Source organism: Pseudoxanthomonas sp. GM95, from assembly GCF_900109775.1.
GTDB lineage: Bacteria > Pseudomonadota > Gammaproteobacteria > Xanthomonadales > Xanthomonadaceae > Pseudoxanthomonas_A.
On record NZ_FOAX01000001.1, the window covers coordinates 561,283 to 575,422 of the forward strand.

At 67.6% G+C, this 14,140-nt stretch carries 11 protein-coding genes; 9 read left to right on the plus strand and 2 right to left on the minus strand.

Features of this window, described 5'->3' with window-relative positions:
* The first annotated feature begins 2 nt into the window (after window positions 1-2).
* Complete coding sequence (locus BMZ17_RS02635; protein WP_093135207.1) at window positions 3-1,046, plus strand: sulfate/molybdate ABC transporter ATP-binding protein; 1,044 nt, start codon at window positions 3-5, stop codon at window positions 1,044-1,046.
* A gap of 157 nt (window positions 1,047-1,203) precedes the next feature.
* Entirely contained in the window at window positions 1,204-1,911 is a 708-nt protein-coding gene (locus BMZ17_RS02640) for a TorF family putative porin (protein WP_093135211.1), read from the plus strand.
* Window positions 1,912-2,094: 183 nt separating this feature from the next.
* Here BMZ17_RS02640 and tdh read toward each other — a convergent pair whose 3' ends face one another.
* The gene (gene tdh / locus BMZ17_RS02645) at window positions 2,095-3,129 is read right to left on the minus strand and encodes an L-threonine 3-dehydrogenase (protein ID WP_175485455.1); all 1,035 of its coding nucleotides are present in this window, start codon (window positions 3,127-3,129) and stop codon (window positions 2,095-2,097) included.
* Window positions 3,130-3,249: 120 nt separating this feature from the next.
* Window positions 3,250-5,571, minus strand: coding sequence for a TonB-dependent receptor family protein (locus tag BMZ17_RS02650; protein ID WP_093135215.1), 2,322 nt, complete (start codon window positions 5,569-5,571; stop codon window positions 3,250-3,252).
* 183 nt (window positions 5,572-5,754) lie between these two features.
* On the opposite strand from BMZ17_RS02650, the gene BMZ17_RS02655 reads away from it, so the two are divergent.
* From BMZ17_RS02655 to BMZ17_RS02685, 7 genes are all read left to right on the plus strand, one after another.
* Complete coding sequence (locus tag BMZ17_RS02655) at window positions 5,755-7,827, plus strand: phosphocholine-specific phospholipase C (RefSeq protein ID WP_093135219.1); 2,073 nt, start codon at window positions 5,755-5,757, stop codon at window positions 7,825-7,827.
* Between the two features lie 102 nt (window positions 7,828-7,929).
* Entirely contained in the window at window positions 7,930-9,204 is a 1,275-nt protein-coding gene (gene folC / locus BMZ17_RS02660) for a bifunctional tetrahydrofolate synthase/dihydrofolate synthase (protein WP_093135223.1), read from the plus strand.
* A gap of 66 nt (window positions 9,205-9,270) precedes the next feature.
* Entirely contained in the window at window positions 9,271-10,278 is a 1,008-nt protein-coding gene (locus BMZ17_RS02665) for an SPOR domain-containing protein (RefSeq protein WP_093135227.1), read from the plus strand.
* An 81-nt stretch (window positions 10,279-10,359) separates the two neighbouring features.
* Window positions 10,360-11,142 carry a CvpA family protein gene (locus BMZ17_RS02670; RefSeq protein ID WP_093135232.1) on the plus strand — a complete coding sequence of 261 codons (783 nt, stop codon included), beginning with the start codon at window positions 10,360-10,362 and terminating at the stop codon, window positions 11,140-11,142.
* Window positions 11,143-11,181: 39 nt separating this feature from the next.
* Complete coding sequence (gene purF, locus BMZ17_RS02675) at window positions 11,182-12,651, plus strand: amidophosphoribosyltransferase (protein WP_093135236.1); 1,470 nt, start codon at window positions 11,182-11,184, stop codon at window positions 12,649-12,651.
* A gap of 12 nt (window positions 12,652-12,663) precedes the next feature.
* Complete coding sequence (locus BMZ17_RS02680; RefSeq protein WP_093135241.1) at window positions 12,664-13,149, plus strand: T6SS immunity protein Tdi1 domain-containing protein; 486 nt, start codon at window positions 12,664-12,666, stop codon at window positions 13,147-13,149.
* Between the two features lie 26 nt (window positions 13,150-13,175).
* Window positions 13,176-13,997 (plus strand): ferritin-like domain-containing protein, encoded by an 822-nt coding sequence (locus BMZ17_RS02685; RefSeq protein ID WP_093138003.1) that lies wholly within the window; start codon window positions 13,176-13,178, stop codon window positions 13,995-13,997.
* Window positions 13,998-14,140 lie beyond the last annotated feature (143 nt).

Here is a 14,140-nt window from a genome sequence, read left to right on the forward strand (position 1 = left end):
GCATGGGCATCACCGTCGAACATCTGGGCAAGCGCTTCGGCGCCTTCACCGCGCTGGATGACATCAGCCTGGATATCCGTCCGGGCGAACTGCTGGCCTTGCTGGGCCCTTCGGGCTCGGGCAAGACCACGCTGCTGCGCGTGATCGCCGGGCTGGAACATGCCGACGGGGGCCGCGTGCTGTTCGACGGCATCGATGCGACCGCGCTGCCGGTGCAGCAGCGTGGGGTGGGCTTCGTGTTCCAGCACTACGCGCTGTTCAAGCACATGCGCGTGGACGAGAACATCGCCTTCGGCCTCAAGGTGCGCCGTGGCCAGGCGCGCTGGCCGAAAGCCAGGATCAACGCGCGCGTGCAGGAGTTGCTCTCGCTGGTGCAGCTGGAAGGGCTGGGCCAGCGCTATCCGGCTCAGCTTTCCGGCGGCCAGCGCCAGCGTGTCGCCCTGGCGCGCGCGCTGGCGATCGAGCCGAAGGTGCTGCTGCTGGACGAACCCTTCGGCGCGCTCGATGCGCAGGTGCGCCGCGATCTGCGCCGCTGGTTGCGCCAGGTGCATGAAGCCACCGGCGTCACCACCGTGTTCGTCACCCACGACCAGGAAGAAGCGCTGGAACTGGCCGACCGCGTGGCGATCCTGAGCAAGGGCCGGATCGAGCAGGTCGGCACGCCCGCGCAGGTCTACGACCAGCCGGCGTCGCCGTTCGTGTACGGCTTCGTTGGCGAAGCCAATCGCGTGGCCGGCACCAAGGCGGGCGGGCAGCTACAGGTGCAGGGTTTACAGTTGGAGGTGCCGGCGGGGAGCCGCGCGCCAGACGGCCCGGTGTCGCTGTTCGTGCGTCCGCAGGATCTACGCCTGGTCGAAGCGGGCCAGGCGGGTTGGTCGGCGACGGTGTCCAGCGTGCAGCGCAGTGGGCCGCGGCTGCGCCTGCATGTGCAGCTGGGCGATGGCACGCCGTTGGAACTGGAATTGCCGGCCAGTGCGCAGGTGCCGCAGCCGGGCCAACCGGTGTTGTTGCAGCCGGCATTTTTTGGCGTTTTCGAGGGGCAATGACGGTTGCAAATGTAATTTTGGCGTGGGGTTGACGGCAGGAGTTGCCGCAACGCAATATCGGGGTGGTTAAGAATTAGTAAAACCACGCAGCGCGTCGCAAGACGCGCGGTGGCTGAAGCAGGCAAGTCTCCGTACCCCACCCATGCAGGAGAGTCCGATGAAGTCCACGAAGTTGCACTATGCCCTGATTGTTGCCCTGGCCGGTCTGCCGATGGTCTCCTTCGCCCAGGAAGCCACCGAAGAAGCCGAATCGCCCTGGGCCTGGTCGCTGACCGCGACCACCGACTACCGCTTCCGCGGCCTGTCGCAGACCGATATCGGTCCGGCCTTCCAGCCCGGCCTGACCTACACCACCCCGATCGGTATCTATGCCGGCGTGTGGGCGTCGAACGTGGACTTCGGCGCAGGTGATCCGGATTACGAAGTGGATACCTTCGTCGGCTACAACATCGATGCGGCCTCGTGGCTCAACCTCGATTTCATGGTCAACCGCTACAACTATCCGGGCGCCGGCTCGGGCAACTACAACGAATACATCGGCAAGGCGACCTTCGCCGAGCACTTCACCGCGCTGGTGGCCTACACCAACGACGTGTTCAAGTCCGACACCGACAGCTGGTACTACCAGGGTGGCGTGAGCTGGGGCCTGCCGAACGACTTCACCATCGCCGCCACCGGTGGCGTGACCGAATTCGCCGATGGCAACGTCGGTCGCGACTACAAGGATTTCTCGGTGAGCCTGGCCAAGTCGTTCGGCCCGGCAACGCTGACGGCGGCCTACATCGGCACCGACGGCGACGGCCGCGATGCCTACGGCGACATCGCCGACAGCCGCTTCGTGGTGAGCATCACCGTCGCCAACTAAGGCGCAGGTGGGGTGAATCAAGCACAGGGCGCCGCAAGGCGCCTTGTGTGTTTTTGGGGTTTGGAACGTCGCACTGATTCGGTGCGGTCGCTTACGCGTTTCCCTCGGCAACAACGCCGTTGTCTGGCGCTGCAAATAGCAAAAGCGCCTCGCGGCGCCTTTGTTGTCAGCTCACTGGAGTTTTTAGTTCCAGCTCAGCACGACCTTGCCGGCCTTGCCTTCTTCCATCAGGTCGAAACCCTTCTGGAACTCGTCGATCGGCAGCTGGTGGGTGAGCACCTTGCCGAGCGGGAAACCGCTTAGAACAAGCTGCGTCATCTTGTACCAGGTCTCGTACATCTTGCGGCCGTAGATGCCCTGCACGGTGAGGCCCTTGAAGATGATCTTGTCCCAATCCGCGCCGGCGCCGCGCGGCATGATGCCGAGCATCGCGATCTTGCCGCCGTGATACATGCAGTCGAGCATGTCGTTGAAGGCGCGCGGATTGCCGCTCATCTCCAGGCCCACATCGAAGCCTTCCATGTGCAGGTCGGCCATCACGTCCTTGAGCGAGGTGTTGGCGACGTTGACCACGCGCGTGGCGCCCATGTCGGCGGCGAGCTTGAGGCGGAAATCGTTGACGTCGGTGACCACCACGTTGCGCGCGCCGATGTGCTTGCAGATGCCTGCGGCGATGATGCCGATCGGGCCGGCGCCGGTGATCAACACGTCCTCGCCGATCACGTCGAACTCCAGCGCGCAGTGCGCTGCATTGCCGTAGGGATCGAAGAACGCGGCCAGCTCACTCGGGATCTGGTCGGGGATCGGCCACAGGTTGCTGGCCGGCATCACCATGTATTCGGCGAAGGCGCCGTTGACGTTGACGCCGATGCCGACGGTATTCGGGCACAGGTGCGGGCGGCCGCCACGGCAATTACGGCAATGGCCGCAGACGATGTGGCCTTCGGCCGAGACGCGTTGGCCGACCTGGTAGCCGGTTACGGCCGAGCCCAGCTCGGCGATGCGGCCGACGAATTCATGGCCGATGGTCAGGCCGGGCTTGATGGTGCGCTGGCTCCACTCGTCCCACAGGTAGATGTGCAGGTCGGTGCCGCAGATCGCGGTCTTTTCCAGCTTGACCAGCACCTCGTTCGGGCCTGGCACCGGCTTGGCCACCTGTTCCATCCAGATGCCCTTGCCTGCTTCGCGCTTGACCAGCGCCTTCATCGTGTCCGCCATGGTGCGAGAGAACCCAAACCTGAAGAGGACGCGGATTATAAGCGCCGGGGCGTTCGAAACCGTTTCACCTGACACGATCCGGGCGCCGGCCGGCCCTTGAGGGCCGGCCGGGCCGGTGGATCAGAAGCTGGCGTCGAGGGTGAAGAACGCCTGGCGCGGCGCGCCGGCCATCAGGGTCTGGTTGTAGCCGTCCGGGTCGGCGGCGACATAGCCGTTGGTGCCGGTGGTGGCGAAGTACCGCTTGTCCGCCAGGTTGGTGATGTTCAGCGACACACCGACGTTGGACAGGAAGCCTACCTGGCCGAAGTCATACCCGGCGCTGACGTTGAACACCGTGTAAGCCGGCACGCGCGAGTCGTTGAGGTAGGTGATGTAGCGACGGCCGGTGTACTTACCGTCCAGGCCGAACTTCCAGCCGTCCAGGCGGTAGTTGAGGCTGGAGGACACCATCACCGACGGGATGCCGACCACGTACTTGCCGCTGGTCTCGACCACGCCGTTGTTGAGGTAGTCGTCCTGGTACTTGGAGCGGTCCAGCGAGACGGTGTTGAGCCAGCTCAGGCCGTCGATCGGCTTCCAGATCACGGCCAGGTCCACGCCGGTGCTTTCCACGTCGCCGACGTTGCTCAGGATCGCCGAGCAGGTCTGGATCGCGCTGCACGGTGAGGTGGTCAGCAGGCGGTTCTTGAACTGGGTGTAGTAGACGCCGGCCGAGGCTTCGATCTGGTCGCCGTGGACGCGATAACCCAGCTGCAGGGTCTGCGATTCCTCGGGCTTGAGCGTGGAGCGCAGGCTGTCGAAGGTGACCTGGCCGGTGGCGAACGGGCTGTAATCGAACGCGGCCATGTTCTTGCTGTAGGACGCGTACACGTCCTGCGCCTCGTCCAGCTTGTAGCTGGCGCCGACCTGCGGCAGGAAGCTGTCATCGGCCTTGATGCTGCCCTGCGCATACGAGCTGCTGGCCACCAGCGAGCGCGCGGTGGTTTCGGTGCTGATCGCCTTGGCGCCGAAGTTGACCGTCAGGCGCTCGTCCATCAGGTGCATCGTGTCCTGCACGTAGGCCATGCGCGTGTTGGTCTGGTACTTCTGCAGGAACTGGCGCAGGAACGGCGTGCCCACGTCATAGAAGTTGTAGACCGTGGTGAGCGGCGCATCCAGCAGGAAGTAGTTGCGCTCCTGCGTGTTCTGGCTGTTCTCGGCCCAGCCGCCGATCTCGATGTCGTGGATGCCGACGGTGAACTTCAGCGCGCCGGTCGCGCCGAAGCGATCCAGGCCGTAGTCGGTGGTGCGCATCGACAGCGACTCGGTTACCGAGGGCACGTACGGGGTGATCCACTGACCTTCGCCGCGATTGCCGTGGTAATAGCCGGTCACATCCAGCGTGGCCGCGCCGCCCAGGTTGAAGCTGCCGGCCAGCGAGGCCAGGGTGTCGTCACGCAGGCCCGCACCCCAGTAATAGGTCGAGTCCAGCCAGTCGTAATCGTCGGGCAGTGCCGCCAGCGAGGTCGGATAGCCGTTGGCCACGCCGGCATAGGCGCCGGTGGTCTGGTAGGCGTTGGCCATCTGCGAGGCGGTGGCCCAATCCGGGGTCAGGTAGTCCCAGTTCCAGCCCAGCGCCTTCTGGCTGACCAGCGACAGGTCCATGTAGTCCTGTTCCTTGCGGCGCGACTTGTCCACGAACAGACTGATGCGGTTGCCATCGCCCCAGGCGTAGACGGCCTTGGTGTTGAACTGCTCGTACTTCTGGATGCCGTCGCCCTTCCACTTGTCCATGTCTGAGGACGCGTAAGACGCATAGGCGGAGAAGCCGTTGAAATCGCCGGTATCCACGCGCACGAAGGTGCGCTTGGCGCTGTCCGAGCCGAAGGTCTGGCTGACGCGCGCGCCGAATTCGCTGGACGGATCGGCCGAGTAGAACTGCAGCGTGCCGCCGAGGTTGCTGTTGGACGCGGTGCCCAGGGCGCCGGCGCCCTGCGCCAGTTCAACCGAACCAATGTTCTCGGACTGGATCGCGCGGGTGATCGACAGGCCGTTGGTGACGCCGTAGCTCATGTTGCCCAGCGGCACGCCATCCAGGGTGAAGCCCAGGCGGCTCTGGTCGAAACCGTGCAGGTAGATCGCGGTGGCCCATTCGTAGGCGCCGGTGGCGTCGGCCGACTGGAACTGCACGCCGGGCAGCTTGTCGATGGCCTTCAGCGGGCTGCTGCCGGGCGTGAGGCGCTCGATGTCCTGCTGGCTGACGCGCTGCACCTGGCGGGTCACGCCCGGGGCGACGACGGAGACCGAATCGAGCTGCTTGGCATCGCTGGCTTCGGCAACGGCCGGATCGGCATCGACGGTCGCAACGGCCGGCGTGTCGGCCGCATGGGCCAAATCCGGGAACGCACAGGCAAGCGCGATCGCAAGCGCCGTCGGGCGCAGGCAGGGCAGGGATTTCAACATGGGGGTGACCTGGTGCAAGGGGAGGGAAGAGGCGGCAACAACGGGCCGCGTCGGCGCGCAGCGTGGCAACGTCAGATGAAGTTCCGATGACATCGCGACTGCGCGCACACTGTCTTCAATCTGACGCGCGGCGGTCTTATACCGGTGCGTTGTCTTTCATCCCCGCACCAGGATCCATCGCGCATGTCCACGCTGTCCCGTCGAGAATTCCTTGCGCGCGTGGCCGCGCTGTCTGCTGCAGGCGTGATGCCGGCGTCCATCGCGCGCGCGCTCACGCTGCCGGCCACCGGGCGCAGCGGCACGCTGCAGGACGTGGAGCATTTCATCATCGTGATGCAGGAGAACCGCTCGTTCGATCACTACTTCGGCACGCTGCGCGGCGTGCGCGGCTTCGACGATCCGCGCCCGCTCAAGTTGCGCAACGGCGATGCGGTGTGGAAGCAGCCGGCCGGTGATGGCAGCACGCGACTGCCGTTCGCGATGGACACACACACCACGCGCGCGCCGATGATCGCCAGCCTGGATCATTCGTGGAAAGGCGGTCACGGGCAGGACCCAAAGCGCTGGCAGGAATACGACAGCTGGGTGCCGTACAAGAGCGAGATGGCGATGGGCCATTTCAGTCGCGTCGACATTCCGTACTACCACGCGCTGGCCGACGCCTTCACCGTGTGCGATGGCTATTACTGCTCGCTGCATGGGCCGACCAACCCGAACCGCATGTTCTTCTTCAGCGGCACCAGCGGCATGACGGTGGGCAACTTCAACGCTCAGTCGATCGACAACGCCGACGACGGCAACTGGACCGCGGACATGACGCGCGACAAGCCGGGCTTCGTCGGCATGGAATGGACCACCTATGCCGAACGCCTGCAGGACGCGGGCGTCGACTGGCGCGTGTATCAGGAGTTCGACAACTACGGCGACAACCCGCTTTCTTCGTTCGCGCGCTTCCGCAACATGGACACCAGCAGTGAGTTGTACAAGCGCGGGCGTTCGATCGTTGAAGGTTCCACCGCGGACAACGCCAAGCAGAGCACCGCGCAGCATCTGGTTGATGCGTTCGCGGCTGACGTGCAGGCCGGCACCTTGCCGCAGGTGTCATGGATCGTCGCGCCGTATCCGTACAGCGAGCATCCCGAAGCCACGCCGGCGCACGGCGAGTCGCTGGTGTCGCGCCTGATCGATGCGCTGACCGCCAAGCCCGAGGTGTGGGGCAAGTCGTGCGTGATCATCAATTACGACGAGAACGACGGCTTCTTCGACCACATGCCCGCACCGCTGCCGGCGCTGGACGCGACGATGGGCGTGAGCCAGGTGGACGTGGCCGGCGAGTCCTATCGCGGCGTGCCGGTGGGCGTGGGCGTGCGCGTGCCATTGACGGTGGTGTCGCCGTGGACGCGCGGCGGCTGGGTGAACTCGCAGGTGTTCGACCACACCTCGGTGCTGCGCCTGCTGGAGCAGCGCTTCGGCGTGGCCGAGCCGAACATCACGCCGTGGCGTCGTGCGGTGACCGGCGACCTGACCACGGTGTTCGACTTCCGCACGCCGGACGACTCGGCGCTGATGGCGTTGCCATCCACGGCCGATTACCTGGAACGCATGGCCACCAGTGCCAAGCTGCCGCTGCCGGTGGTGCCGGCGCATCCGCAGCAGCCCAGACAGGAGCCGGGCCAGCGCGCGGCGCGCGCGTTGCCGTACGCGCTGCAGGTGCACGCGCACCACGGCGCTGACGGCTTGCGCCTGACCCTGGTCAACGACGGCGATGCGGCGGCGGTGTTCAACGTCTACGCCTACGGCAGCGAGGCCGGCCCCTGGTACTACACGGTGATGCCGCACAGCCGGGTCGAGGATGCGCCGCATGGCTTGCCGGCCGGCGCCTATGCGCTGGCGGTGCACGGGCCGAACGGCTTCCTGCGCGAGTTCGAAGGCGCCACGGGTGCGGGGCAGGGCGTGCCCGAGGTCGTCGCCACCGCCAGCGGCGACCAGCTGCTGCTCGCCCTGCACAATCCGGGTGCGCAGCCGGCCACGCTGCAGGTCAGCGCGCTGGACTACGGCGATCCCACGCCGCGCACGGTGGCCCTCGGCGCGGGCAAGACCGAGCGACTGACGTTCGCGCTGGCCGCCAGCGACCACTGGTACGACCTGCAGGTTTCGCAGCCCGGCACTCCGTTCAAGCGCCGCCTGGCCGGCCACCTGGAAACCGGCAAACCCAGCCGCAGCGATCCGGCGATCGGGCGCCAGCGCACGGCCTGAACGATTTGACGGATTCGCCCGGGCGCTTCCGCGTCGCCCGGGATGTCGCCCGGCCTGGGGTGCGTCCACAATATGTGCCCCTCGCTCGTGCAGTCCCCGCCGATGTCCCGTCCCACGACCCTGTCCGCCTGGCTCGATTTCATCCAGGCCCAGCACCCCAGCACGATCGAACTGGGGCTGGACCGCGTGCGCGCGGTTGCCGAACGGCTCGGACTGGAGCGCTCGGCCCGCCAGGTCGTTACCGTCGGCGGCACCAACGGCAAGGGCTCGACCGTGGCCTTCATCGAGGCCATCGCCCGCGCCGGCGGCTGGAAGGTCGGCGCCTACACCTCGCCGCACCTGCTGCGCTACAACGAGCGCGTGCGCATCGACGGCGTCGAGGCCGATGACGCGGCGCTGATGGCCGGTTTCGAGGCCGTGGACGCGGCGCGCGGCGAGATCCCGCTGACCTATTTCGAATACGGCACGCTGGCTGCGCTGTGGCTGTTCCAGCGGGCCGGGCTGGACCTGGTGATCCTGGAAGTGGGCCTGGGCGGGCGCCTGGACGCGGTCAACCTGGTCGATCCGGACGTGGCGGTGATCACCACCGTGGACATCGACCACACCGACTGGCTCGGCCCGGACCGCGAGAGCATCGGCAAGGAGAAGGTCGGCATCGCGCGGGCCTGGAAGCCGCTGGTGCTGGGCGAGGTCACCGCGCCCTCCAGCGTGCTGGCCCACGCCTATGCCATCGGCGCCGGGGTGATCCAGCTGGGCAACGATTTCTTCCATGAGCCGGTCGAAGACGGCGCCGGCCAGTGGCGCTGGCGCGAGGTCGGCACCGAGCTTCTGCTGCCCGCCCCGCTGCTGGACGCGCCGGCCCAGCGCGCCAATGCCGCCACGGCCGTGGCCGCCGTGCGCGCGCTGCCGGATGAACTGCCGTCGTCGGTCTTCGCCGCCGGCATTGCGCGCGCGCAGCTGCCCGGGCGCCTGCAGCGCTTCGAGCGCGGCGGCGTGGAGATCCGCGTGGACGTGGCCCACAACCCGCAGGCCGCGCGCGAGCTGGCGGCCTTCCTGGATCGCCAGCCGATGCCGACCCATGCGGTCTTCGCCGCGCTGGCCGACAAGGATGTGGCCGGCGTGGCCGATGCGCTGGCCGGGAAGATTACACACTGGTCGCTGGCCGGGCTGGAGCCGGGCACGCCGCGCGGGCAGACCGCCGCGGCGCTGGCGGGCGCGCTGGCGGACACTGAAGCCGCGCAAGGCTCGCAGTTCGAGACCGTTGCGCAGGCGCTGGATGCTGCCCTCGCGCAGGCCAAACCCGGTGAGCGCGTGCTGGTCTTCGGCTCCTTCCACACCGTGGCCGAAGCGCTGGCGATCCTGGATTCAGCCCGATGAGGGGAGCGGGACGGGGACCGCGCTTATAATTCGCAACTTCTTCATCTGACACCGTCGCCCACGACGATGGATACCGCTTTGAGAAACCGCATCATCGGCGCCATCGTCCTCGTGGCGCTGGCCGTCATTTTCCTGCCCATGCTGGTCAAGGGCCCGGCCAGCGACAGCGGCGTGGCCGATGTCTCCACCGATGTGCCCAACGCGCCGGACGGCCAGTTCGAGACGCGCGAACTGCCGCTGGTGACCCCGGGCCAGCCCGGCGCCAATGGCGCCACCGGCATGCCCGCGCAAGCTGGCCAGCCCAAGCCGGCGACCGAAACCCTGGCCCCGGCCGATGCACCGCCCGCGCCTGCGGCGACCAACGCCCAGGGCCTGCCCCTGGTCACGGCCGGCGGCGATTACGCGGTGAGCTTCGGCGCCTACGCCAGCACCGCCGATGCCGATATCGTCATCGACCGCCTGCGCCAGTCCGGGCTGGACGCCTTCCGCCAGGACGCCACCATCGGCGGCAAGCCGGCCTGGCGCGTGCGCGTGGGGCCGTATGCCAACCAGTCGCAGGCCGAAATCGCCCGCATCGCCGCGCTCAAGGTGCGCAGCGACGTGAAGGCTGAAGTGATCTCGCTCGACGCCACCACCGACGTGCCGGCCGCCGCTGCCGCCGCACCGGCTGCGGCAGCGCCGAATCCCGACGCCGCCCAGCTGGCCACCCAGGCCCCGCCGGCCGCCGCGCCGCCCAAGCCCGAAGCGCCCAAGCCTGCGCCGACCCCGGCCGCGCCCAAGCCGGCCGCCGAACCGGCCAAGCCGCCGGTGGCCGCGGTGCCCAAGCCGGCCGCGACCGGGGTGGGCTTCGCCCTGCAGGTCGGCGCGTTCGGCAAGGAAACCGACGCCAACGCGCTGCGCGACAAGCTGCGTGGCAACGGCTTCAGCTCGTTCGTCGAGCCGGTGTCCACCGACAGCGGCCGCCTGTTCCGGGTGCGCGTGGGGCCTGTCTCCACCCGTGCCGAGGCCGACCAGCTCAAGGCCCAGGTGGCTGCGCGCAATGGTCTGACCGGGATCGTGCGCCCGCATCCGTAAGCCCCGTCGTTCGTCCAGGGAAGGAGAACCGATGACCGCCATGCCCCCGTCCAACCTCATTCACGCCCGGCCGCGCCGCGCATGATCGACCTGGTCCTGGGCACCGTGATCGTGGTGTCCACCCTGCTGGGGCTGCTGCGCGGCTTCGTCGGGATCATCGTCGGCACCCTGTCCTGGCTGCTGGCGGGCTGGGCCGCCTTCATGTTCGGCGGCGACGCAGCGACCAGATTCGCCGGCGGCGCCCGCCCGGGCATGACCGATTACCTGGGCGGCTACGCGCTGACTTTCGTCGGGGTGATGATCGTGGTCGCCCTGATCGGCATGGTCATCAAGGCCTCGGTGCGCAACACGCGCCTGTCCGGCGTGGACCGGCTGGCCGGTGGCGGGCTGGGGCTGGTGCGCGGCGCGTTCTTCGCCTGCGTGCTGACCCTGCTGATGTCCTTCACCCCGCTGACCGGCGAAGCCGGCTGGCGCCAGTCCCACATCCTGCCGGTGATCGAACCCGGCGCGGCCTGGATGCGCGCCCAGCTGCCGGACTTTTCCATGCCGCAGATGCCGTCGATGCCCGGCATGCGGGACATGAACCTGGACCAGCTTCGCAACATGGATGTCACCAAACTGCCCGTGTCGGGCGATAATGGCGCCCTCAACGACAGCTTCCAGCAGGCAGCCGCACAGCTGCCGCAACTCGGGCAAACGGTGTCCGACGCACTGGGCAAGGCCGGCGGAGCCTCCTCCAACGGACTGCCCAAGCCCCTGAACGACCCGGCCACGCCACAGGGCGACCCGGCGAAAGTGCGCCCCAACGAAAGCGACCCGGCACGGGTCGTGGCACCTCAACCAGGCCAGGAACGGCCGCTCTAAGCCACGCAACACTCGCAGCGAAAACAGCGGAGAAACGCCATGTGCGGCATCGTCGGAATCGTCGGCAACCAGAACGTTGCCGGTCAGCTCTATGACGGCCTGACGGTGCTGCAGCACCGGGGCCAGGATGCCGCGGGCATCGCCACCGCCGATGGCACGCGCCTGCGCGTGCACAAGGACAACGGCCTGGTGCGCGACGTGTTCAGCGCCAAGGCCATGAGCGTGCTGGAAGGCCGCGTGGGCATCGCCCATTGCCGCTACCCGACCGCCGGTTCGGAAGGCATGGACGAGGCCCAGCCGTTCTACGTCAACTCGCCCTACGGCATCGCCCTGGCGCACAACGGCAACCTGATCAACACCGAGGCGCTGCGCCAGGACGTGTTCGCCCAGGATCGCCGCAACATCAACACCGACTCGGACAGCGAAGTGCTGCTGAACGTGTTCGCCCACGAGCTGGACACCCAGCGCACGCTCTCGCCGGAGGCTGCCCTGCGCGCCGTGGCCGGCGTGCACCGCCGCTGCAAGGGCGGCTATGCGGTGGTCAGCGTGGTGCTGGGCCTGGGCCTGGTGGCCTTCCGCGACCCGCATGGCATCCGTCCGCTGGTGCTGGGCAAGCGCGAGCACAACGAAGGCACCGAATACATCGTCGCTTCCGAATCGGCCGCGCTGGACATCCTGGGCTTCACCCGCATCCGCGACGTGGCCCCGGGCGAGGGCATCGTGATCACCGCACGCGGCGAGCTGTTCGCCCAGCAGTGCGCCGAGCCGCAGCAGCACGCGCCGTGCATCTTCGAATACGTGTATTTCGCCCGTCCCGACTCGATGATCGACAACGTCTCGGTGCACAAGGCGCGCATGCGCATGGGCATCAAGCTGGGCGAGAAGATCCTGCGCCTGCGCCCGGACCACGACATCGACACGATCATCCCGATCCCGGATACCTCACGCGACGCGGCGCTGGAAATCTCCAACGTGCTGGGCGTGAAGTACCGCGAGGGCTTCATCAAGAACCGCTACGTCGGTCGCACCTTCATCATGCCCGGCCAGGGCGAACGCGTGAAATCGGTGCGCCGCAAGCTCAACCCGATCAACCTGGAATTCCGCAACCGCGTGGTGCTGCTGGTGGACGACTCGATCGTGCGCGGCACCACCAGCCAGCAGATCGTGCAGATGGCCCGCGACGCCGGCGCGCGCAAGGTGTACCTGGCCTCGGCCGCGCCGCCGGTGCGCTATCCCAACATCTACGGCATCGACATGCCGGCGGTGGAGGAGCTGGTCGCCAACGCCCGCAGCGAGGAAGAGATCGAGAAGTTCCTGGGCGTGGACTGGCTGGTCTACCAGGACATCGCCGACATGGAAGCGGCCGTGCGCGAGGGCAATCGCAACCTGGAGAAGTTCGATTCCTCCTGCTTCGATGGCCACTACGTGACCGGCATCGATCCGGGCTACTTCGAGCGCATCCAGCAGTCGCGCTCGGACCAGGCCAAGCTCAAGCGCCGCGCGGTCTGATCCGCGCGCGTCATGGCGATCACGCTCGATGAGCTGTCCGTCGCGCTGGGCGAGGCCGGGCGCGACACACTGCTGGCCGACTGGCACTGGCTGACCGGCGAGGGCGTGCAGCCGCTGATGCTGACCCTGGCCGGCGATGCCTTCGTGCAGTTGGTCGGCGATGACGGCATCTACCTGCTCGACTGCGCGCAGGGGCTGCTGCAGAAAGTCGCCGACGACGTGCCCGAGTTCCTCGCGCAGCTGGGCAACGCCGATTTCGTGGCCGACGCGTTCCGTTTCGATCTGGTCGCGCCGCGCATCCGGGAAGGCGGCCTGCCGGCGGCCGGCCAGGTGCTGGCGCTGCGCGTGCCGCTGCCGCTGGGCGGCCTGCTGGAAACCGACAACCTGGAGCCGGCCGAGCTGGCCGCGCATTTCGCGCTGACCGGCCAGCTGCACGCGCAGGTCGCCGCGCTGGCGCCGGGTCAGGCGGTCAGCGACATCTCCTTCGCCACCGAGTGAGCGCGGGCGCGGTGCCGATTGACGCCATGACGTCCGTATACGAAGCCGCGCGCCAGTGCCTGGCCGCCGCCGATACCGCCGAGAAAGTCGCGCTGACCCAGCGCTACGCCGCTGCGTTCGCGCGCGGCGAACTCGACCTGCCTGCCGATGCGCCGCCACCCGAACCGATCCGGATGCCGGGCCGGCCGGAGCAGCCGCGCCTGGTCCACCAGCGCGAGCTGCGCAAGCGCGGCCTGGGCAGCGTGGAAGGCCGCGCGGCCTTCATCCACGCCATCGCGCACATCGAACTCAACGCGATCGACCTGGCCTGGGATGCGGTCTATCGCTTCCGTGATGCGCCGGCGCCGTACCAGACCGACTGGATCAGCTGCGCGCACGATGAGTCGCGCCACTTCGTCCTGCTGCGCACGCGCCTGCAGGCGTTGGGCTACGACTACGGTGACTTCAACGCGCACAACGGCCTGTGGGACATGTGCGAGAAGACCGCGCACGACGGCCTGGCGCGCATGGCGCTGGTACCGCGCGTGCTGGAGGCGCGCGGCCTGGACGTGACCCCGGCGATGATCGACAAGCTCACCGCGCTGGGCGATACCGAGACGGTAGACGTGCTGGAGGTGATCCTGCGCGAGGAAGTGGCGCACGTCGCCGCCGGCTCGCGCTGGTATCGCTGGTATTGCGCGCGCGAAGGTGTGGAGCCGCGATCGAAGTTCCTTGCGCTGCTGCGCGAGTACGCCGGCCCTTATCTGCGCGGCCCGTTCAACATCGAGGCGCGACTGCTCGCCGGCTTTGACCAGGAAGAAATCGACGCGCTGCATGCGCTGGAACCGCCGCGCCCGGCTGCAGGCTGAGCCGCTGTCGTAGAAGCTGCTTCAGCAGCGATGGCTCATAAAACTGACAAAGCTTCATCGCTGATGAAGAGGCTCGCAACTGTAGGTGGCTGAGCAGGTGAAAGATCTAAATGCTGCTCGGGTAGCGCTAGGATGCAATGGCA

Coding starts and splice junctions, on each gene's coding strand:
- BMZ17_RS02635 (WP_093135207.1), top strand. CDS start 3: ATGGGCATCACCGTCGAACATCTGGGCAAGCGCTTCGGCGCCTTCACC.
- BMZ17_RS02640 (WP_093135211.1), top strand. CDS start 1,204: ATGAAGTCCACGAAGTTGCACTATGCCCTGATTGTTGCCCTGGCCGGT.
- tdh (WP_175485455.1), bottom strand. CDS start 3,129: ATGGCGGACACGATGAAGGCGCTGGTCAAGCGCGAAGCAGGCAAGGGC.
- BMZ17_RS02650 (WP_093135215.1), bottom strand. CDS start 5,571: ATGTTGAAATCCCTGCCCTGCCTGCGCCCGACGGCGCTTGCGATCGCG.
- BMZ17_RS02655 (WP_093135219.1), top strand. CDS start 5,755: ATGTCCACGCTGTCCCGTCGAGAATTCCTTGCGCGCGTGGCCGCGCTG.
- folC (WP_093135223.1), top strand. CDS start 7,930: ATGTCCCGTCCCACGACCCTGTCCGCCTGGCTCGATTTCATCCAGGCC.
- BMZ17_RS02665 (WP_093135227.1), top strand. CDS start 9,271: ATGGATACCGCTTTGAGAAACCGCATCATCGGCGCCATCGTCCTCGTG.
- BMZ17_RS02670 (WP_093135232.1), top strand. CDS start 10,360: ATGATCGACCTGGTCCTGGGCACCGTGATCGTGGTGTCCACCCTGCTG.
- purF (WP_093135236.1), top strand. CDS start 11,182: ATGTGCGGCATCGTCGGAATCGTCGGCAACCAGAACGTTGCCGGTCAG.
- BMZ17_RS02680 (WP_093135241.1), top strand. CDS start 12,664: ATGGCGATCACGCTCGATGAGCTGTCCGTCGCGCTGGGCGAGGCCGGG.
- BMZ17_RS02685 (WP_093138003.1), top strand. CDS start 13,176: ATGACGTCCGTATACGAAGCCGCGCGCCAGTGCCTGGCCGCCGCCGAT.